This window comes from Alcanivorax nanhaiticus (assembly GCF_000756665.1).
GTDB lineage: Bacteria > Pseudomonadota > Gammaproteobacteria > Pseudomonadales > Alcanivoracaceae > Alcanivorax > Alcanivorax nanhaiticus.
This window is the reverse complement of sequence record NZ_ARXV01000006.1, coordinates 49,131-67,472: the sequence shown is the minus strand read 5'-3', so window position 1 is coordinate 67,472 and position 18,342 is coordinate 49,131. Positions and strand designations below refer to the sequence as shown.

Sequence of the window (18,342 nt, the reverse complement as noted above, 5' to 3'; positions counted from 1 at the left end):
CTGGACGCCCAGCACATCCCGCCTTTATAAAACTCCGTAAAACTCTCGCCGGTTTTCACAGACGCCTCAATCAGGCAATGTCATCCTTGAGACTACTCTTAGCGAAAGGAGTCACCTTTGCCAGAGGACAAGGACGCTTCCCTTGATCAGGAGCGAGCTAGCACCCTGACATGTCCGGATTGTCATACGGATCTTGCCTTGCCCACGGGAAGAGGGCGAGGGGCGTGGCGTTGCCCTCGCTGTGACCGTCAGCTCAGTGGCGCCTGGACCCTGAAGCCGGATTCTCTGCTGGCCCTGTCCGTCGCCACGGCATTCCTGTGGGTGCCCGCACTCACGCTCCCGCTGTTGCGCCTGGAGAACCTGGGGCTGGATAACAGCGCCAGCCTGCTGGATTGTACTGTCGCCCTTCTGCAGGGTGTCTATCTGCCTGCTGGCGTGCTTTTGCTTTTCACGCTATTGACCATGCCACTGGCCAACCTGATCGCGGTGAGCCGGCTGCTGTGGGCTGCCCGTGAGCATATGCCTGTGCATTCGCCGCGCTGGATGCAGGTTTATCGGCTAAGCCGGGAGTGGGCCATGACAGATATTTTTCTGTTGGGCATTTTGATTTCCATGACCAAGCTGGGTGATCTGGCCACAGTAAAGCCCGGTGCGGGCATTGTCTGTCTGGGGTTGGCGGTGCTGCTGCGGTTGATCGTGGAGACCCTGGCTCAGCCAGACCAGCTACAACGCCTGATGGATCAACAGGCGCGGGAGGTTGCCGATGCGCGATAGTCCCCACGCCCTGTCCTGGTCGTTGCTGGTGGCAGCCATGGTCTGGCTGATTCCGGCCAACCTGTTGCCGATCATGACCATTACCCAGGGTGGACGCAGCAAGACCAGTACCATCGCGGAGGGTATCTGGCAGCTGTTTGAGGCAGGCATGCCCGGTATTGCCATTATCGTCATGGTGGCGAGCTTGCTGGTGCCGCTGTTCAAGGTGCTGGTGCTGGCGGTGGTCTATTGGCGTGCGCCGGGAGAAACCGACCCCTTGTTGAGCACTCGCGCCTTTCGGCTGGTGTACTGGATCGGGCGATGGTCCATGCTGGACGTCTTCGTGGTCGCGCTGCTGGCAGCGCTGGTGGAGTTTGGCAATCTGGCTAGTGTTAAGCCGGAACCCGGTATTCTGGCGTTTGCCATGGCGGTGGTGTTGACCATGTTGTCCGCCCACGCTTTTTCGCCCAAACAACTCTGGATAAAGACAATCCCGGATCAACGTGGAGTCTGATCATGGAAACCCCTGAAGTAAAAAAGTCACACTGGCCTTCGCCGATCTGGCTAGTGCCCTTGCTCAGTTTGATCGTCGCTGCCTGGCTGCTTTACGACCAGCTATTGCAACGGGATGTGCAGATCGAGATCAGTTTCGAGAGCGGCTCGGGAATCAAGTCCGGGGTGGAACTTCGCTATCGTGGTGTTCCTGTGGGTAGCGTGGATGAGATTGTTCTCAGTGAGGATCTGAAGACCGTGATTGTACATGCCAGCCTGAATCGTGATGCGGAAAAGCTGGCGAGGGAAAACAGCAAATTCTGGATTGTTGAACCGGAGCTGGGCATTGCTGGTGCCCGAAATCTGGATACCCTGGTGTCGGGAAAATACATTGCGGTAGAACCGGGTGACGGAGAGCCGGAAAAGGAATTTTCCGGGCTGGAAACCCCGCCGGATCAACAGCCGGATCTTGGTTTGAAGATCACCCTGGTGGCGAACCAGTTGGGCTCCCTGAAAAAGGGGAGGCATATTTATTATCGAGACCTGCAGGTGGGTACTATCGGTGAGAGTGTCCTCAGTGAAGGCAGTCGGTTCGTGGAAATCCAGGCAATTATCAAACCGGAATACAGCAAGCTGGTCCGCACTAACAGCGTGTTCTGGAACAGCTCCGGGTTGACCGTGGATGTGGGGTTGTTCAAGGGGGCCGAAGTGCAGGCCAGTTCACTGGAGAATTTGCTGCGCGGTGGTATCAGCTTTGCGACCCCGCCCGAACCGGGGCCGCTTGCAGAGGAGGGTCGTCGCTTTCCATTGAATCGCCAGGCTGATGACGAGTGGCAGGAGTGGGCACCCATCATGAAATGGCGGGAAAGCAATTAATAATTAATAGTTAATAATGAATAACTGCGCGAGAGCGCGTTACGCTTGCTTATATGCAAGAGGCCGCGCCCAAGCTTTGGGCGCGGCCTCCTGTGTTATAACAGAACAATAGTGCGCTTGTGCAGCTATTAATTATTCATTATTAACTGTTAATTGCTCTTTATCACCCCATCAGTTTGTCGACGATCTTCAGGGGGAAGTTGCGCATGGCGAAGCCCATGGGGCTCCATGGCCAGGATGGTACTGCTGCATGCATGACTTCTTTTTCGATATTCTTTACCAGCGCTTTGCAGCCGGTTTCAGTGTCCACGATGAAGGGGGTGTTCTTCAGCTTTTCGTTGATCTCGGAACGAATGAAACCCGGGAACAAGGTTGTGACCTTGATGGGCGTGTCCATCAGTTCCATTTGTAGTCCTTCTGCCAACATGGCAACACCGGCCTTGGTGGCGGCATAAGTGGTGAGGTTTTTTTTCATGCCACGCATGGCGCTTACGGATGAAATGACCACCAGGTGGCCGTCATTCTGGGCGCGGAAAATTTCCATGGCCGCTTCCATTTGTGCCAGTGCGGCCACAAAGTTCACTTCCGCTGTTTGCCGGTTGGCATAGAAGTAGCCGGTACCAATGGGTTGGCCTTTGCCCATGCCGGCATTTACCAGTACCCGGTCGATGCCTCCCAGCTCGGTGCGAAAAGCATCGAATACCGCGAACACCTGGTCGTAGTCTGCCACGTCAAGCGGTTTGATTAGCACGCGGATGTCCGGATGCTTTTCTTCCAGTTCTGCTTTGAGCGTTTCCAGCCGATCCATGCGTCGTGCGCACAACGCCAGATTGCGCCCCTTGGCGGCAAAGATACGGGCCATGCCTTCGCCAAGGCCGGAGCTGGCGCCGGTGATCAGGATGTTCTTGCGGACAGGCATGGTCATTTCTCCAAAAGTTTTTTTCGTGAGCATCGGGGGCGGAACTGATGAGTTGAAAGTTTAAAGTCGAAAGTTAAAACGCGGATCAAGCCGGTTGGTTTTGAAAGGCCATGCCCGCGTTCTCCGGTAACGGCGCGGGCACAGCAGCCCAGAACGGCAAAAACATTCGCGTGCTTTTTCAACTTTGAACTTTAAACTTTCAACTCGCCCTTCATCGATACGTCACCTGCTCCGTCGGCAGGTGCAGATGTTCATTCACCGACACTAGCCGCAAATTGCCGGCATTCACAAGTAGCCGTGTCACACTGGTATTGATCAGGGTGCGGTTCCAGGTCAGCAAGGCTTCATCTTCCAGGCCGAGGAGATGCTGGATGATCACGCTGATGGCCCCTCCGGAGGTAAAAACCAGGGCGCTGTCACCCTTGTTGAGGCTGTTGCCCAGACTGTAGGTGCTGGCCAATACCCGTTCGCGGAATTGTGGCCAGCTTTCACCGTACTCGCCGTCGCCCCGTTGCCAGCGTCGCACCGCCTGCTCGAAGCGTGATTGAAAAACCTTGCGTGGCTGAGGCTGGGTGGCCAGCCATGCGGTGACTGCTGCGTGGTCTTCGGCCAGCGGCCAGTCCAGTGCCAGAATTTCCTTGTGGTTATATTCATTGAAGCCGGTATCGGTCCGCCATTGTGCAGGAAGGCCCAGCTCTGTGAGTGTGGCTTGCGCCGTTTCGGTATGGCGGCGCATGGTGCCGCAGAGCGCGACCGGCACGCCGAGATCCTGTGTCTGCATGGCGCGGCCAAGAAGGCGGCTTTGCTGCCAACCGTTCTCGGAAAGTTGATCGTAATCCGGTTTGCCAAAACTGGCCTGGCCATGACGGATCAGGTAGATCACTGGCATCAGGCCGACTCGGCCTTCTTCAGTTTGCGTTCCATGCCAACGGCACTCTTGTGCATGATGCGATTGAAGAGCGCGGGCACAAAGCGCTTGATGAACCAGGCGCGCCGGCCGCTCTTGTGCGGGATCAGCAGGAACGTTTGTTTCGCGACGGCCTGCTTGATCATGTCCGCAATCTGGGCGGCGGTTAGCTCATCGCTGGACAGCAGCTTGTCGACCATTTCCACCATGCCGGGCTCCGGGCTGCGCATGGATTCGTGCAGGTTGGTGCGGAAGAAGCCCGGGCACACGACCGTGCAGTGGATACCGTGGGGGGAAAGTTCGTGGCGAAGGGTTTCGGAGAGCGAGACCACTCCCGCCTTGGTGACGTTGTAGCTGCCCATCACCGGTGCGTTCATCAACCCGGCCAGGGAAGCAATGTTGACGATGTGGCCACTCTGCTGACGTTTCATCATCGGTACGAAGACCTTGCAGCCTCGCACCACACCTTTCACATTGATGTCGAAAATCCAGTCCCAGTCCGCCATGTCACCGCGATCAATACGTGCCGCTGCCGCCACGCCGGCATTGTTGACCAGTACATCCAGGCCTCCCCAATGTTGTTCTATCCATTCGCGGGCACTGTTGAAGTTGGCCGGATCGCGCACGTCCAGATATTGGAATTCAACGGTGCCCGGCAGGGTGGACAGCTCCGCTGCGGTTTGTTGTCCGCGTTCCACGTTCACATCGCCAATGAAGACTTGTGCACCGTCGCGCAGCCAGCTTTCTGCCATGGCGCGGCCCAGTCCGGAGGCGCCGCCGGTGATCAATACACGAGGAGAGGAAGTGCTTGTCATGGGAATCCCGAAATCGCTGTTGTGACGTTCCGCAGAGCGCGGAGATTTATGCATTGACCGATGCTAGTAGCCGGTTTTCAATAAATCCAATGAATTAACTAAATGCAATTTGATAAATCTCATGCATGTATCCCGTTTTGATCTCAATCTCTTTGTGGTCTTCGATGCTATCTATACCGAGGGCTCCCTGACCCGTGCGGCGAAGGTGCTTAACCTGACGCAGCCCGCTGTGAGCCATGCGCTGGGGCGGTTGCGTGACCGTCTGGATGATCCGTTGTTTGTGCGTCAGGGCAGCCGTATGGTGCCCACCGCCCGGGCGAGGGCAATGATCAGCCCGGTGCGTCACTCGCTGGGGGGCTTTCAGCGTTGTCTCAGTGAAGAGGGCGGCTTTGATGCCTCTGAAGCAGAGCGGACCTTTGTGCTGGGACTGCGCGATGGTCTGGAAGGTTGCCTGCTTCCACCGTTGATGACCCAGTTGATGAGCGAGGCTCCCGGCGTTCGTTTGCAATCACTCACTATCCGCCGCAGGCAGATGGCCACTGAGTTGGCCAGTGGTCGCCTGGATCTGGCTTGCGATGTGATGCTGGCCATGCCGGAAACCATCGAGCATGTGCCTGTGTTGTCCGGCCCGATGGTGGTGATGATGCGTGAGGGGCATCCGTTGAGCGAGGGTATGGACCTGCCCGCCTATCTGGCGGCCCAGCATGTATTGGTCTCATCACGGCGAGAAGGGCCAGGCCTGGAGGATTTCGGGCTGGCCCGGCTGGGATACCGGCGGCACATTCGGTTGCGCTGCCAGCATTATCAGGCGGCCATCACCACCGTACAGCAGACGGATCTGTTGTTATCGTTGCCGGCTACGCTGGCCGGGCAGTTATCCCGTGAGGGCATGGTGGTCAGGCCCTTGCCGGCAGACCTGACGGATCTGGAAATGCATCTCTACTGGCATAGGGACCAGAGCAGCGACCCGGCCCATAGCTGGTTACGCGACCGCGTGCTTGCCCTGCTGAAAGCGCAACAGGCCAGTCTGGAAAGCTGAGCACCTGGCCTACTTTGCTGGGGATTACCTTGGTCGGGAGTCGTTGCCTGATGCTGCCGAAGACTTCCGCCACCCGTAGGCCCTGTGCTTGCTTCAGGAAAGACGCAGATGACAACCCAAACCGCCATGAGGACTTCCATGGGCGGATTAAAAGGTCAGCGTCACGGTTACCACATCCTTCAATACCGCCCCGCCGGATACCTGATCGTTCGGGTTCAGGGTAAAGGTGCCAGGCAGGTGGCCGCTCACTGTGTGGGTGACCATGGTACCGGTACCTGTCCCGCTTAATACGCTTATGTTGTCCCAGTCTATGGAGTTGCCACTGTCCTGATAGAGCTCATAGCTGACGGTGGAGCCATTGTGCGAGCGCAGTGTCCGGGTGCCGTTGGTGCCGCTGAGTCCAATGTCGTAACTGGTGCCTTTGGAGCAGGCAATACCAATATCACCGGTTTCCGTTTGGGTGCCGGACGATACGTCGTCCACCGAGAGGGTGCCGAAGTCCAGGTTCTCTACACTCTCGATAGAGCAGGAGCCGACCAGGGAAAGCCTGACCTGGAAACTGTCTGATGTGGAGGAGGCTTGCGCCGCCATGGGAAGCGAGGAGGCTGTCGCCAGCAACGCCATTGCCAGTATTTTGTTCATCATTATCCCGTCCATGGAATTGTGTTTGATTTCTTTATATCTAAGAAAAAAGCATTACTAAATATGCAAAACGTTGTGCCGGGATGGAGCTGGTATGCAAGAGTGAATAGTATTCAAGCGGGGGATGGGCTTACTGAAATCATGCTCATGAACGGAATTCGGTCACAAAAATAATGAGACGGGGTTCGCCGGATTTTAGTTGATTGAATTTGTTGATTTTTCCCTGGATCAAGAGGTTTCCGGTCTGCTGGAGATGGACGTTGCTGGCAGTAAGCGCTGGCATTCCATGAGTGAAGAAAAAAATCTTGGATTGTTTTGGAATATTGATAGAGCGCGTTATGCGTTTCACATGTCGGTATGCGGTGAGGCCCTTTCTTTCCGGGATAACCGGCAAGCCAAACTCGGGCCCCACGCCAATCAGCGTAGCCGTTAGCTGACTGGTGACTGCTCCGGGTCAGTATTGTTGGATCATGGGTAAGCAAGGAGGCCGTCCATGCCTCTTGCCCTGATCGGATCGGGAAGTGTCTGAGGGCTCAGCTTATTTTGTGCGCGAGGTCATCTGCGCGGGGAGCAGTTGCCCAATGTAGTCGGGCCCTTCCTCCACCCGGATGTCTTTCGCTTCCACTATGTCGCCGCAATGGCCGCACTGTAGTTGGGCGTGCAGTGGATGCCCGCACTGCTTGTGGATACGCAAGACAGGTGCGCCCTTGCTGTCAGCCAGATACTTGTCGCCCCACTGAGCCAGGTGAGCGATCACCGGGTAAAGATCTCGGCCTCTCCCTGTCAGGCGGTATTCATGCCGCAGGGGGCGCTGTTGGTAGGCCACCTTCTCAAGAATCTCCCCTTCGGTCAGCTTTCGCAGGCGATCACTCAGTACGTGGCGGGTCACGCCCAGCCGTTGCTGGAAATCATCAAAGCGGCGTACGCCCAGAAAACAGTCCCGCAGCACCAGCAGGGTCCAGTTGTCCCCGATAATGGCCAGGGCTCGCGCCATTGAGCAGGGTTGCTGATCTATATCTTGCCAACGCATGAAGGTCTCCAGAGGTTACTCCTGCATGATACCTGCTTGACGGGTTCCCCAAAAGAACTCACTATGAGTTCCGTATTGGAACTGACTATTTCAAATAGAGGAGAGTGCCATGTCGCATCCGGCCATGTTGGTGATTGGTGCCGGTGATGCCACCGGAGGTGCCATTGCGCGCCGTTTCGCACGGGAAGGTTACCGGGTGTGCGTGACTCGCCGCACTGAAGAGGCTTTGGCGCCCCTGGTGGGGCAGATTCAGCAGGACGGCGGTTGGGTGCGTGCCTTCGGTTGTGATGCTCGTGATGAGGACGCCGTGTCGGCACTCTTTGAGACTATCGAAAATGAGGTGGGGCCTCTGGAAGTGGTGGTCTTCAATATCGGCGCTAACGTGCGCTTCGGCATTCGCGAAACCTCGTCCAGGGTGTACCGCAAGGTTTGGGAAATGGCCGCCTTTGCCGGTTTTCTCACCGGCCGAGAAGCCGCACGGGTGATGGCGCCCCGTCAGAAGGGCACCATTATTTTCACCGGAGCTACCGCATCGTTGCGTGGCAGCAGTGGATTCTCTGCCTTTGCCGGTGCCAAGTTTGCGCTGCGGGCGCTGGCGCAGAGCATGGCCCGGGAACTTGGGCCGCAGGGGATTCATGTAGTGCATCCGATCATCGATGGGGCCATTGATACCGATTTCATCCGTGACAATTTCCCGGCCATGTATGCCAAGAAAGAGCAGGACGGCATCCTCAACCCCGAGCACATTGCCGACAGCTACTGGATGCTTCATCAGCAACCCCGCGACGCCTGGACACACGAGCTGGATCTGCGCCCGTGGATGGAAACGTTTTAATTCGCGCAGCGCGCTAACTTAAATATGGCGAAGGATCTTTTTTCTGGCCCTTCCCCAAGCATTGGAAAAGGACGAGCAAATGAGCAAGACAGTCGAGTTTATTTTTGATGTGGGCAGCCCGACGGCCTATCTGGCCTGGACGCAATTGGGGGCGATGTGCGAGCGCACCGGCGCACAGCTGCAACTGACGCCGGTATTGCTCGGCGGCATCTTCAAGGCCACTGGCAACAATCCGCCCGGCGCGGTGCCGGCCAAAGGGATGTACATGATGCGAGACCTGGCGCGCTATGCGCAGCGTTACCAGGTGCCGCTGACCATGAATCCGCATTTTCCGGTGAACACGCTGCTGCCCATGCGTGTTGCCACAGCGGCAATTGGCACCCCGGAACAGGACACCGTGGTAGGTGCCTTGTATGACGCCATGTGGAAAGCCCCCTGCAAGTTGTCTGAACCGGAAGCGTTGTCTCGGGTGTTGACGGAGGCGGGCCTTGACGCTGGGCATTGGCTGGAGCGTGCCGGCGATGAGGGCGTCAAGGACACTCTGAAGGCCAATACCGAGGCAGCGGTAAAACGCGGTGTGTTTGGTGCGCCTACTCTTTTTGTGGGCAATGAGATGTTCTTTGGACAGGATCGTCTGGATTTTGTGGAAGAAGCACTGGCCTGAACGAGATGACTGATTGACACTCTGGCATTCCATGGCGCCTTTGCCGAGAGGAAGGAAGCAGGAATGCCGGAGTCCGTTGAGCAAAAAATTCAGACTGTTTTCGCAGAGCAATCCCGCCGGGTGCTTGCCACCCTGATTCGTTTGCTGGGCGATTTCGATCTGGCAGAGGATGCCCTTCAGGAAGCCTTTATCGCGGCACTCAAGCAATGGCCACAAGAAGGCATTCCCGAGCAGCCTCGCGCCTGGCTAGTGTCCGCCGGGCGTTTCAAGGCTATCGACCAATTGCGCCGACGCGCCCGTTACCATGAGATTCTTCAGCAGCAGGCAGATGTCCTTGCCGCGCAGGCCGTGGTTAACATGGAGGAAGAGAACGCCGGTATTGCCGATGACCGCTTGCGGCTGATCTTTACCTGTTGCCATCCCTCACTGGCGCCGGAAGCGCAGGTTGCCCTGACCCTGCGGGAAGTCTGTGGCCTGACCACTGAAGAAATCGCCAGCGCCTTTCTGCAGAAAACCCCCACCGTAGCCCAGCGCATTGTGCGCGCCAAAGGCAAGATCCGTGATGCGGGCATTCCCTATGAAGTTCCGGAGGGGGACGCCTTGCTGGAGCGTCTTCAGTCTGTTCTTCAGGTGATTTATCTGGTGTTTAACGAGGGCTATCTGTCGTCTTCAGCAGATGAGACCGTTCGGCATGATCTGGGAGATGAAGCCATTCGGTTGGCGGAGCTGCTCAACCAGCTGTTGCCGGAACCGCAACCGGAAGCCATGGGCTTGTGGGCGCTGATGCTGCTGCACCATGCTCGCCGTCATACTCGTCTGGATGCGGAGGGTGAATTGGTGTTGTTGGATGAACAGGATCGCAGTCAGTGGGATCGCGATGATATTGCCCGTGCCGATGCCCTGGTGCGCCATTCCTTGTCGAGCCAACGCTTTGGTGCCTACACCTTGCAGGCAGCGATTGCCGGAGTGCATGCGCAGTCCCCTTCGGCGGAGCAAACCGACTGGACAGAAATTGTCGGGCTATACGATCTGCTTCAGCAACACATGCCAACGCCCGTGGTGGCGCTCAATCGCGCCGTGGCGATTGCCATGCGTGATGGCCCGGAAGCGGGCCTGGAGGCGTTGCATCCGTTAATGGAAGACAAGGCCTTGCGGCAATACCATCTGGCTCATGCCGCACGCGCTGATATGCACCGCCGGCTGGGCAAGCTGTCCGAAGCGCGCCATGACTATGAACAGGCGATGAGATTAACAGAGCAACCCGCAGAGCAGCGTTTCCTGCGCCGACGGATTGCGGAGTTAGCCAAATAGCAAAAAAACCGCTGTACTGTCGAAAGTGTCTTGTCCTATCCGACTCCTGTGTAGATCTGTTGATAATCAAGGAGAGCATGATGACGTCGAACACCACACCGCAAGACAGCATTCGTGAGATGGCGGCGCGCTGGCTGGACGCGATCAAGGCGAAAGACCGTGAGGGTGTGCTGGCCATGTACAGCCCCTCCATTCGCTCATTTGATGTGATTTTTGCGCAGCAGGTGCAAGGTGAGGAGGACTACCGGCAACATTGGGACCGCTGCATGGCGCTGTGCCCCGGCGAGCCACTTTTCGAAATGTATGACGTGACGATCACCGTGGAAGGCCAGTTGGCTGTGACCCATGGTCTGTTCAAGTGCGGTTGCGAGGATGAGAACGGTGAGCAGAAGACGGGATGGATGCGCGGTACCCTGGTCTGGCAGCAGCAGGGTGGAGAATGGCTGATCGTGCACGAACATTTGTCCAATACCTATGATCCCGTTAGCGGCGACTTGATCACTGACTGGCAGCCGGATCATGTTCCGGTTCCGCTGATGCCGGTTCATACACACTCTTGAATCACACTATGGGAGCAATACGCATGAATTATTTGTGCCTGGTGTACTACAGCGAAGCGGCCATGCAGGAGCGTGGTGATGATCACTGGCAAAACCTGAACAAGGAATGTCAGTCCTATAGTGGGGGGTTGCAGGAAAGTGGGGTGATGCTTGACGGCTCCGCCCTGCAGCCGGTGTCGACCGCCACTACGGTGCGGGTTCGGGATGGGCAGGTCAGTGTGACTGATGGTCCCTTTGCCGAAACCAAGGAACAGTTGGCCGGCTTTTACCTTATTGAGGCGCGGGATCTTAACGATGCCATTCGTGTGGCCAGCAAGATCCCACCGGCGCGTTACGGCAGTATCGAAGTGCGGCCGGTACGTGACATTTATGGTGAATCGTCGGACGCGGTGCCTTACGCCGAGGCGTTGGGCCGCCGCTGATCAGAAGCTGCGCGAGAAAACCAGTCCGCCCCATAGCACATCCCGGTCGCCATCGCCGTCGCGCAACTCCGAGGTGTGGCCTCGTAGCACATAACTCAGCCGGTAGCCGTTGCCGAAGCCCCAGGTATAACCGAGCCAGGCTTCGGCAATGGCGTGGTTGACTTCATCCTGACCATAGGTCACTTCGCTGTCCCGAAACTGGCCTTGCAGGAAGGCATTGTAGCCACGCCCAACCAGGGAAATTCCACCGAACAGGTAGTGCTCACTGCGATCTCTGAGTGGCTGGGCATTATTGCGTTCACCATAACGGGTCAGCTCCGGTGTGCTTTGCCACCATGGCGTACCCAGCTGGCCGGCCCGGAAGCTCAGGCTCCAGCGGGCTTCTGTGATATAGCCCAATGACCCCTCCACGGTGCTCTTTACTTCCAGGTTGTCCGAGGAAATGGCCAGGGTCTTCTGCCGAGCCACAGAATAGCGGGCAGTCGGTTCTCCGCCCTGGCTGATCTGGTGCTCCCACCCCTCGGCCCGGTTGCTGCCGATCATCTGGTGAAAACCGTTTTGCAGATCTCCAGCCAGATCAAGGCCCAGAACTCCGACGGTGAGTGTGCTATGCCATGCAACGCGATTGTGCGGGTTCACTTGAACCCGGCTGCTGGAGGCATACAGCAGGCTGGCGTAAGGGCGGTCATCGTAAAGCGGCTCAGAGGCGCTCTTGTCCTCGGGAGTAAAGCCAAACAGGCCAGCTTCGAAACCGTGCCCATGCACCGAGCTGGAACCTATGCCGTCTACGCCAAGGGCGCGGTCAATCCAGCTCAGTGGGGTATCCAGCGATAGCAGAAAATCCCTTGCGCGGGTTCCCGTGGCGGCCACGCTCAGGCCGTAGGTGTAGTCCTGATCGCGATTGACTGGCACCAGGGCATCGTTATCCAGGGTAAAGGACCAGCTGCCCGTGGCGGGCTCCTGCCTGGTGGTATCGAAAGTGGGGCGTAGCGCCTCCCGGGCATCGACGGGGTCGCTGGCGCGAGCCAGTTGAATGGGGGGGCTGCCATCCCCTTGTGCCACGGCGGCAACAAGCAATGTGCTGATCAGTAGCAAGGCCGATCGGTGTTTCCGAGTTTGCGTTCTCATGGAGATGTATCACCCGTCTGTGCTGCCACGGCTGCCTGCACCCCTTGCGGAGCCGTGAGTGAAAGTCTGAGGCTGGGCGATTGTTATGAAAGCGTGTTGTTGTGCTGCCAGCGTTGTGCCCGGTGGGCACCAAGTCATGTGCTGCTAGGTTGTGACAAGGGTGAGGGCTAACCGATCGATGAAACAGCGCGGAATTTACCGGGTTTTAATCAATTTTTTCGAACTTTAAGAATTTTACGTCGGGCTGGGTGTGGGGTAGATGGTCGAGCGGCCTGACCGGATTCGCATCTGGCGGTGCGAAAGCGTCATTGAGTAGCCGTCATGCCCGTCGTAGCCTGCAAGTCATATTTCCCGTGGTAATCAGTCAGAAGATTGAGGAGGCCCTGGTGGCAGAAGCATATATCGTAGCGGCGGTACGTACCGCAGGTGGCAAGAAAAACGGTCGTTTGAGCAAGACCCATCCAGCGGATATGGGCGGCAAGGTGATCGATGCCCTGATCGAGCGTACCGGGGTGCCGGCCGAGAAAGTGGATGACGTGATCTTCGGCTGTGTCAGCCAGATTGGTCCACAGACTTTTAACGTGGCGCGCACTTCCATTCTTAGCTCCTGTCTGCCGGAATCCGTGCCGGGCGTATCCATTGATCGTCAGTGTGGTTCCTCCCAGCAAGCCATCCATTTTGCTGCCCAGGCGGTGATGAGCGGCACCCAGGATGTGATTATCGCAGGTGGTGTGGAATCCATGAGTCAGGTGCCGATTGGCTCTCCAGCGGTGGCGGTGAAGGAAATGGGCTCTCCGTTTGATGGTGTGGAAATCAGCAAACGTTACCCTGGCGAACATTTCAGCCAGTTCAATGGTGCCGAGCGCATGGCTGAAAAATATGGCGTCAGCAAGGAAGAGCTGGATCAGTTTGCTTACGATTCCCACAAACGTGGTGCTGCCGCTACAGAAGCGGGCCGTTTCAAGGAAGAAATTATTCCTGTCACCGTGACGCTGGAAGATGGTTCCCAGGAAGAGCATGTGGTGGATGAAGGGATTCGTTGGGAAGCGGATCTGGCGGCTATCAAGTCACTCAACCCGCTGGTGGAGGGGGGCTATATCAGCGCGGCCAACGCCAGCCAGATTACCGATGGCGCTTCTGCCCTGATGGTGGTGAGTGAGAAGGCCCTTAAAGCATTGGGACTGACGCCGCTGGCCCGCATTCATGCCATGTCCGTTGTGGGCTCTGACCCGACCATGGTGCTGGAAGGCCCGATCCCTGCTACCGAAAAAGTGCTGGCCGCAGCGGGCATGACCATTGGCGATATCGATCTGTATGAAGTGAACGAAGCGTTTGGCTCTGTACCGCTGGCCTGGATGAAAGCGGTGGGCGCGGATTACGACAAACTGAACGTGAACGGCGGCGCTCAGGCGCTGGGTCACCCGCTGGGTGGAACTGGCACCAAACTGATGGGTACCCTGATCTACGAACTGAAGCGTCGTGGTGGCAAGTATGGCTTGCTGGCAATCTGTGAAGGCCTTGGAACGGCTAACGCGACGATCATTGAAGTGCTGTAACGTCAGTTGAAAGTTTAAACGCGTGTGAGGTTGGTGCCTGCCGTCTCCGCGCCGCGACTTTCAGCCTGATAAAAAGCCGCTCCGGGAAACCGGGGCGGCTTTTTTGTCTGCAGGGGGTAGCGAGTAACGAGTTTCGAGTTGCGAAAATCAAAAGCGAAAAGAAAAATCTTTGTCTTTCGGTTTGCGTGGGTTTTGCTCTTCGCAACTCGCAACTCGCAACTCGCAATGTACCCGTTAGCACGGAGCCTGGCTGGAGAAAAGTCATCAGCTGAGCCTTTCCACCAGCCAAACCCCGGCAAGCAGCATGATCGAAAGTGACCCCACTGGCACAAAAATGCGTTGATAAAAATGCGTTTGCCGCATCAGATACGCCAAGGGAACAAATACCAGAACAATGGCAACCTGACCCAGCTCTACACCGAGATTAAAGCCCAGCAGTGGCAGGAAGATGCCGCTGTCGGTCAATCCCAGGTCCGCAAGAACCGAGGCGAAGCCCATGCCGTGGATCAGGCCAAAGACAAACGCCATTACCCATCGTTTGGGGAAGTAACGGGGCAGCAGGTTTGCTACGGCGCCAATGGCAACGGTGGCGGCAATGGCAGACTCCACCAGCCATGAAGGCAGTGAGATGATACCCAGAGTGGCAAGCCCCAGCGTGAGTGAATGCGTCAGCGTGAAGGCCGTCACGATGGCCAGGGTTTGAGTCAGCGCGCTGCCCATGTTGGCAGCCGGTTGCCAACCACCTCTTTGCCAGACCAGTACCGCGGGGAACAACAGGGTCAGCAGAAACAGAATGTGATCATAGCCAATCAGGATGTGATGGATCCCCTGATAAACAAAACCCTGGAAGGCCGGCCAGAGGGGGGTGTGTTCTGCGTTGAACTGTTGGCGGCGTTGCTGGTTGCTAAAGGTGGCGGTAAGTTGGGTGCCATCCTGGTCCAGACGTAAAAGGCCATGATGATCCGGATCGCGCTCAAACAGGAGCTGGTAATCGACTTCCAGCTGTTGGGGAGGGGCGCTGCATTGGCCTTGTAAGTGCAGGGCCGCATAGGTGCCATCCACATGATCAATAGCCTGCAAACGGGTCAGGGTTAATGGGCACGGATAACGTATGTCGTCTTGCAAGGCCGTCAGACTGAGTGCGGGCAATATCTCTTTGCCCAAACTGCCCTGCATACGTTGCAACTCCCCCCAGGTGATCACCGCATCGCGATTCTCATCGAGCGGAATCAGCAGGTTCAGATCTCTCAGGGCAATGTCCCAACGTCCGGAAATTTGTTTGCTGTCGGAGCGAGCGTCGAGTTGCAGGTAACTGTCACTGGGTTTATGCGCCAGGGCCTGCACCGTGATCAGGGCAAGAATCAGGGATAATATCGCTTTCATCGGGTTGCCCTCTCGTTCCAGTGTTGAGAAGGCGCGTCGTTGATGTTGTGACGTTGAATAAATCGGTAGGCATCATCCAGTGATTTTTCATTTTCGCTCAGTGCCGCACTGGCCAGCAGGATGCGCAGATCGCTGAGCTCCCTTTGTGTTTCCCAGTTAGCTCTGGCCGCCTCAAGTGCCTCGTCAGCCTGTTCCGTTACCGACAGTAAAAAACGGGCGTGTTCACGATGATGAATGGGTCTTTGTGATTGTTGGGCCATGTCGATGCGTTGCTGATAGGCATTGCGCCAGTTTGAAGCTTCAGAATGCTGGCTTCGCTTGGCGGCAATGGCCAGGCGTAGCAGGGCGTTATCCCTGTCCTGCCAGTCCAGCAGGTCGGCAATCACCTTGGCGTTGGCACCTTGCATAAGCCAGATGTCGCTCTGCAAATAACGCAGGTAGGGCGATTGCGGAGCTATCTGCAAGGCCTGTTGAACATGGGTAAGTGCCAAGGCGTTCTTCCCTTGTTGCACGGCGATTTCAGTGAGCAGGGTGTATAGCCACTGGCGTTCCTCATCTGTCATTGAAAGCTGCTCACTGTTGGCCAGCCGGGTCAGTGTCTGCTCGGCCTTGTCCAGGTTGCCGGTCATTGCCTGGATTCCACTAAGGCAGAGGATGACACTGGTGGCAGGGAGAGAGGTTGCGGCTTGCTGACAGGCTTGTCGAGAAGAGGCGAAGTGGCCTTGCACGCGATCCAGGTTGGCAAGCATCAGCCAGGCCTGGCCCTCATCCGGGCGTTGTTCAAGCAAGCGATTCAGTCGGCTTCGGGCCAAGGAAAAATGGTGCTGGTATTGTTCGATTTCTGCCATCAGCAGTTGCGTAGCGGCAGCGTTGGTGGGCGTCAGGAACGGCTTTAATGTGGCTTGGGCATAACCCAGAAAGCGGGAGTCCTCCCTGAGTCGAGCTTCATCAATCAGTTGTCGTGCCTGCGCTGTGGCGTTGGCCTGGTTTTTCATCGGTGAAGATTGCTGCAGCGCTTGTTCGGCCGGAGATAGTCGAGCCAGAACCTGGTCGTTGGAAGATGGGGTGTAGGGGGCCGCCCAGTTCTGCCCGGCAATCAGGCTGAACAGGACGACAAAAAAAGGTGCCATCACTCTGTGGTGATGGCACGCCCCCCGATTCCATTTTTTAGTTTGGAGAGTCCAGAACACTGTTGTAGGCCTCCGGGTTGTTCTGGTCGCGGTCCACAAGCCGCAGGTTGTTGATGTTGACCGGGTCGCGGTCATCTCGTGTATTGGCCAACTGCACCTTGACGAACGCCGTGTAGTTGATGGCAGCATTCGCTTGCGGTGGCGGTCGGTCATTATTGTCGTCACCGCCGCAGGCGCTCAGCGCCATTGCAGAAAGCAGTACGGTGGTCATGGTAAAAAAACGCATGATGTCCTCCTGTTACATGGCCACGTTGTTGGCACCCGGCAGCGGGGTGTTCAGGTAGGGGAAAGTGGTGAGATAGGCATTCGGGTCCGGAAGCGCTCCGTCATTCACAATAGCGCCACCATTTACTTGGCTATTTTGTGTGCCACAGCTACCGATCTCGCCGCCCGGATCTGCGCCATTAACGTCACCACCACACAGGAACCCTTCGGCAGCGGTGAGTGCAATATCGACTACATCATCAATTGGCCGGCGACCATTGGGGAAACCGGCAAAATCTCCACCTGCTACGCCCAAATCCACCTGGGAACCTGCTGCAGTTGCCGGGATGGCAGTGTTGAGGCGCAGTATTTCACTGGCCGTTACCATGGGCAGCTGGGTAACGCCGGGTACACCCGTCAGGAAGACCGTGACCAGATCGTTACGTGGTGTCTCCGGAGCAGTGACACCAAACAGGATCTCTACCAGTGCAGGCAGCGTCGGATTGGTCACATAGGTGGCAAACTGACCGTCATCTTTCGGTTCACTGGCATTGAAACGGTCCTTGTCTTGCAGGCCGATAATGACCTCATTGACCAGCGGATTACCGAGGCGTGACACCTGTGTATAGGCGCCTCCTTTCACGGCCGGCCCTTTGGCATTGGCGCTGGCGGTAGTGTCTGTGCCTTTCGGGGAAGGGTTAATGACGGTGGCCTGACGTACACTTGCGGTGGTCCAGCCGCCAATAACGCTGTTTTCACCGGTCAGACAGGACGCAGGGACTTCCAACGCCAGACTGGTGACGTTCTTGTCGCCAATGGTATTACTACGGGAATCGCGGTCGCCGAGTGGATTGAGCGCAACCAGATCAAATACTTCCCCGAGGTTCACAACAAAGCCTTCCTGTCGTTGACCCGCAAATACTTTGCCCGGCATGGGGCAGTCCGGGATGGCAACCTCGTGGATAAAGCTGTCGGCATAGGTGGCATAGTCCGGCAGCGATTTGGTGCCGATGTTGTCCAGGGGCTTGTCGAATGTCTCACTACCGCTGCCGGCATCGGTGAGATTTTGTACTGTGCCGGTGCGACGATCGCCAGTAATCATCTTAACTGTATAGGTTTCGAGCACGTTCTGGGCGCTATTGTCACCTGCGGTAATCTGGCCAATATTGATCAGGGGAACGGGTACGCTGGTGCCTCCAACATCGACTGCCAGATTTTTGCGTTCGGTGTTGAACTGGAATTGGAAGGTAATGTCTTCCTGGGCATTGCCGGTGTTGTCGATGTGAATCTCGTAGATGGCCTCGTCGTCCAGAGAGAAGTAGTTGGGGCCGCCATAGGCATCCTGCAGCGGCAGATAATTGGCGATCAGGGTGACGTAACCCTCGCGATCAGCTTCGTAGCTGTTGAACATGTAGAAATCGGTGCCATCAACTTTGGGCATACCGGTAATGAAAGGCGCTTCCCGATGACTGGATGCCATGGCGCTGGTGCTCGCCAGCACCATGGCCAAGGTAGAGGCAGCGGGTATGAGAAGACTGCGGCATTGCATGGTGGATCTCCCTTTGTATTCGTTGTGAAGGGAGTTACGCCCGACACGGCGTTACGGATGCAGAAAA

21 protein-coding genes are annotated in these 18,342 nt (G+C 56.9%); 11 read left to right on the top strand and 10 right to left on the bottom strand.

The window, feature by feature from the left end; all coding sequences use genetic code 11:
- The first annotated feature begins 117 nt into the window (after window positions 1-117).
- Genes Y5S_RS08925 through Y5S_RS08915 form a run of 3 tightly spaced genes read left to right on the top strand, consistent with a single transcriptional unit; the run spans window position 118 to window position 2,121 of the window.
- On the top strand, window positions 118-774 hold the full coding sequence (locus tag Y5S_RS08925) for a paraquat-inducible protein A (protein ID WP_035232317.1): 657 nt from the start codon (window positions 118-120) through the stop codon (window positions 772-774).
- Entirely contained in the window at window positions 764-1,267 is a 504-nt protein-coding gene (locus tag Y5S_RS08920; RefSeq protein WP_035232316.1) for a paraquat-inducible protein A, read from the top strand. The genes Y5S_RS08925 and Y5S_RS08920 overlap by 11 nt, the downstream gene beginning before the upstream one ends.
- A 2-nt stretch (window positions 1,268-1,269) precedes the next feature.
- A complete protein-coding gene (locus Y5S_RS08915) occupies window positions 1,270-2,121 on the top strand; it encodes a PqiB family protein (protein WP_035232315.1) in 852 nt (283 codons plus the stop codon).
- A 163-nt stretch (window positions 2,122-2,284) separates the two neighbouring features.
- Here the strand turns inward: Y5S_RS08915 and Y5S_RS08910 are convergent, their stop codons facing one another.
- The 3 genes from Y5S_RS08910 to Y5S_RS08900 all read right to left on the bottom strand — a co-directional run bounded on the left by Y5S_RS08910 (window position 2,285) and on the right by Y5S_RS08900 (window position 4,762).
- Window positions 2,285-3,040, bottom strand: a complete 756-nt coding sequence (locus Y5S_RS08910; RefSeq protein WP_035232567.1) for an SDR family oxidoreductase — start codon at window positions 3,038-3,040, stop codon at window positions 2,285-2,287.
- Between the two features lie 211 nt (window positions 3,041-3,251).
- Window positions 3,252-3,929: a histidine phosphatase family protein gene (locus tag Y5S_RS08905; RefSeq protein WP_035232314.1), complete on the bottom strand. Its 678-nt coding sequence runs from the start codon at window positions 3,927-3,929 to the stop codon at window positions 3,252-3,254.
- Window positions 3,929-4,762 carry an SDR family oxidoreductase gene (locus tag Y5S_RS08900; RefSeq protein ID WP_035232313.1) on the bottom strand — a complete coding sequence of 278 codons (834 nt, stop codon included), beginning with the start codon at window positions 4,760-4,762 and terminating at the stop codon, window positions 3,929-3,931. Before Y5S_RS08900 ends, Y5S_RS08905 begins: the two co-directional genes overlap by 1 nt.
- A 121-nt stretch (window positions 4,763-4,883) precedes the next feature.
- Between Y5S_RS08900 and Y5S_RS08895 the strand changes: the two genes are divergently transcribed.
- Complete coding sequence (locus Y5S_RS08895) at window positions 4,884-5,801, top strand: LysR family transcriptional regulator (protein WP_035232312.1); 918 nt, start codon at window positions 4,884-4,886, stop codon at window positions 5,799-5,801.
- A gap of 147 nt (window positions 5,802-5,948) precedes the next feature.
- Here Y5S_RS08895 and Y5S_RS08890 read toward each other — a convergent pair whose 3' ends face one another.
- Window positions 5,949-6,446 carry a Csu type fimbrial protein gene (locus Y5S_RS08890; RefSeq protein ID WP_035232311.1) on the bottom strand — a complete coding sequence of 166 codons (498 nt, stop codon included), beginning with the start codon at window positions 6,444-6,446 and terminating at the stop codon, window positions 5,949-5,951.
- 196 nt (window positions 6,447-6,642) lie between these two features.
- On the opposite strand from Y5S_RS08890, the gene Y5S_RS08885 reads away from it, so the two are divergent.
- The gene (locus tag Y5S_RS08885) at window positions 6,643-6,876 is read left to right on the top strand and encodes a hypothetical protein (RefSeq protein WP_035232310.1); all 234 of its coding nucleotides are present in this window, start codon (window positions 6,643-6,645) and stop codon (window positions 6,874-6,876) included.
- 105 nt (window positions 6,877-6,981) lie between these two features.
- Here the strand turns inward: Y5S_RS08885 and Y5S_RS08880 are convergent, their stop codons facing one another.
- Window positions 6,982-7,473 carry a winged helix-turn-helix transcriptional regulator gene (locus tag Y5S_RS08880; RefSeq protein ID WP_035232309.1) on the bottom strand — a complete coding sequence of 164 codons (492 nt, stop codon included), beginning with the start codon at window positions 7,471-7,473 and terminating at the stop codon, window positions 6,982-6,984.
- Window positions 7,474-7,582: 109 nt separating this feature from the next.
- Between Y5S_RS08880 and Y5S_RS08875 the strand changes: the two genes are divergently transcribed.
- From Y5S_RS08875 to Y5S_RS08855, 5 genes are all read left to right on the top strand, one after another.
- A complete protein-coding gene (locus Y5S_RS08875; RefSeq protein ID WP_035232308.1) occupies window positions 7,583-8,308 on the top strand; it encodes an SDR family oxidoreductase in 726 nt (241 codons plus the stop codon).
- A 79-nt stretch (window positions 8,309-8,387) separates the two neighbouring features.
- Window positions 8,388-8,972 carry a 2-hydroxychromene-2-carboxylate isomerase gene (locus Y5S_RS08870; protein ID WP_035232307.1) on the top strand — a complete coding sequence of 195 codons (585 nt, stop codon included), beginning with the start codon at window positions 8,388-8,390 and terminating at the stop codon, window positions 8,970-8,972.
- Window positions 8,973-9,035: 63 nt separating this feature from the next.
- Window positions 9,036-10,283 carry an RNA polymerase sigma factor gene (locus tag Y5S_RS08865; RefSeq protein ID WP_035232306.1) on the top strand — a complete coding sequence of 416 codons (1,248 nt, stop codon included), beginning with the start codon at window positions 9,036-9,038 and terminating at the stop codon, window positions 10,281-10,283.
- 80 nt (window positions 10,284-10,363) lie between these two features.
- A complete protein-coding gene (locus Y5S_RS08860; RefSeq protein WP_052041487.1) occupies window positions 10,364-10,843 on the top strand; it encodes a YybH family protein in 480 nt (159 codons plus the stop codon).
- Window positions 10,844-10,866: 23 nt separating this feature from the next.
- On the top strand, window positions 10,867-11,265 hold the full coding sequence (locus Y5S_RS08855; protein ID WP_035232305.1) for a YciI family protein: 399 nt from the start codon (window positions 10,867-10,869) through the stop codon (window positions 11,263-11,265).
- Here Y5S_RS08855 and Y5S_RS08850 read toward each other — a convergent pair whose 3' ends face one another.
- Complete coding sequence (locus tag Y5S_RS08850; protein ID WP_081939716.1) at window positions 11,266-12,393, bottom strand: lipid A deacylase LpxR family protein; 1,128 nt, start codon at window positions 12,391-12,393, stop codon at window positions 11,266-11,268.
- Window positions 12,394-12,779: 386 nt separating this feature from the next.
- Between Y5S_RS08850 and Y5S_RS08845 the strand changes: the two genes are divergently transcribed.
- Window positions 12,780-13,949: an acetyl-CoA C-acetyltransferase gene (locus Y5S_RS08845; RefSeq protein WP_035232565.1), complete on the top strand. Its 1,170-nt coding sequence runs from the start codon at window positions 12,780-12,782 to the stop codon at window positions 13,947-13,949.
- Between the two features lie 264 nt (window positions 13,950-14,213).
- Here Y5S_RS08845 and Y5S_RS08840 read toward each other — a convergent pair whose 3' ends face one another.
- The 4 genes from Y5S_RS08840 to Y5S_RS08825 are packed head-to-tail and all read right to left on the bottom strand — an operon-like array spanning window position 14,214 to window position 18,275.
- The gene (locus tag Y5S_RS08840; RefSeq protein WP_035232303.1) at window positions 14,214-15,332 is read right to left on the bottom strand and encodes a HupE/UreJ family protein; all 1,119 of its coding nucleotides are present in this window, start codon (window positions 15,330-15,332) and stop codon (window positions 14,214-14,216) included.
- Window positions 15,329-16,462, bottom strand: coding sequence for a tetratricopeptide repeat protein (locus Y5S_RS08835; RefSeq protein ID WP_035232302.1), 1,134 nt, complete (start codon window positions 16,460-16,462; stop codon window positions 15,329-15,331). Before Y5S_RS08835 ends, Y5S_RS08840 begins: the two co-directional genes overlap by 4 nt.
- A 37-nt stretch (window positions 16,463-16,499) precedes the next feature.
- Entirely contained in the window at window positions 16,500-16,748 is a 249-nt protein-coding gene (locus Y5S_RS19850; protein WP_022985404.1) for a hypothetical protein, read from the bottom strand.
- Window positions 16,749-16,760: 12 nt separating this feature from the next.
- Window positions 16,761-18,275, bottom strand: a complete 1,515-nt coding sequence (locus Y5S_RS08825) for a DUF4331 domain-containing protein (RefSeq protein ID WP_052041486.1) — start codon at window positions 18,273-18,275, stop codon at window positions 16,761-16,763.
- Between the last annotated feature and the right edge of the window lie 67 nt (window positions 18,276-18,342).

Excerpts from the sequence above, each read along its gene's own strand:
- Y5S_RS19850 (WP_022985404.1), bottom strand. The coding sequence starts at position 16,748 with ATGCGTTTTTTTACCATGACCACCGTACTGCTTTCTGCAATGGCGCTG.
- Y5S_RS08890 (WP_035232311.1), bottom strand. The coding sequence starts at position 6,446 with ATGATGAACAAAATACTGGCAATGGCGTTGCTGGCGACAGCCTCCTCG.
- Y5S_RS08915 (WP_035232315.1), top strand. The coding sequence starts at position 1,270 with ATGGAAACCCCTGAAGTAAAAAAGTCACACTGGCCTTCGCCGATCTGG.
- Y5S_RS08860 (WP_052041487.1), top strand. The coding sequence starts at position 10,364 with ATGACGTCGAACACCACACCGCAAGACAGCATTCGTGAGATGGCGGCG.
- Y5S_RS08875 (WP_035232308.1), top strand. The coding sequence starts at position 7,583 with ATGTCGCATCCGGCCATGTTGGTGATTGGTGCCGGTGATGCCACCGGA.
- Y5S_RS08865 (WP_035232306.1), top strand. The coding sequence starts at position 9,036 with ATGCCGGAGTCCGTTGAGCAAAAAATTCAGACTGTTTTCGCAGAGCAA.
- Y5S_RS08880 (WP_035232309.1), bottom strand. The coding sequence starts at position 7,473 with ATGCGTTGGCAAGATATAGATCAGCAACCCTGCTCAATGGCGCGAGCC.
- Y5S_RS08850 (WP_081939716.1), bottom strand. The coding sequence starts at position 12,393 with ATGAGAACGCAAACTCGGAAACACCGATCGGCCTTGCTACTGATCAGC.
- Y5S_RS08855 (WP_035232305.1), top strand. The coding sequence starts at position 10,867 with ATGAATTATTTGTGCCTGGTGTACTACAGCGAAGCGGCCATGCAGGAG.
- Y5S_RS08900 (WP_035232313.1), bottom strand. The coding sequence starts at position 4,762 with ATGACAAGCACTTCCTCTCCTCGTGTATTGATCACCGGCGGCGCCTCC.
- Y5S_RS08870 (WP_035232307.1), top strand. The coding sequence starts at position 8,388 with ATGAGCAAGACAGTCGAGTTTATTTTTGATGTGGGCAGCCCGACGGCC.
- Y5S_RS08895 (WP_035232312.1), top strand. The coding sequence starts at position 4,884 with ATGCATGTATCCCGTTTTGATCTCAATCTCTTTGTGGTCTTCGATGCT.
- Y5S_RS08840 (WP_035232303.1), bottom strand. The coding sequence starts at position 15,332 with ATGAAAGCGATATTATCCCTGATTCTTGCCCTGATCACGGTGCAGGCC.
- Y5S_RS08825 (WP_052041486.1), bottom strand. The coding sequence starts at position 18,275 with ATGCAATGCCGCAGTCTTCTCATACCCGCTGCCTCTACCTTGGCCATG.
- Y5S_RS08920 (WP_035232316.1), top strand. The coding sequence starts at position 764 with ATGCGCGATAGTCCCCACGCCCTGTCCTGGTCGTTGCTGGTGGCAGCC.
- Y5S_RS08835 (WP_035232302.1), bottom strand. The coding sequence starts at position 16,462 with ATGGCACCTTTTTTTGTCGTCCTGTTCAGCCTGATTGCCGGGCAGAAC.
- Y5S_RS08905 (WP_035232314.1), bottom strand. The coding sequence starts at position 3,929 with ATGCCAGTGATCTACCTGATCCGTCATGGCCAGGCCAGTTTTGGCAAA.
- Y5S_RS08910 (WP_035232567.1), bottom strand. The coding sequence starts at position 3,040 with ATGCCTGTCCGCAAGAACATCCTGATCACCGGCGCCAGCTCCGGCCTT.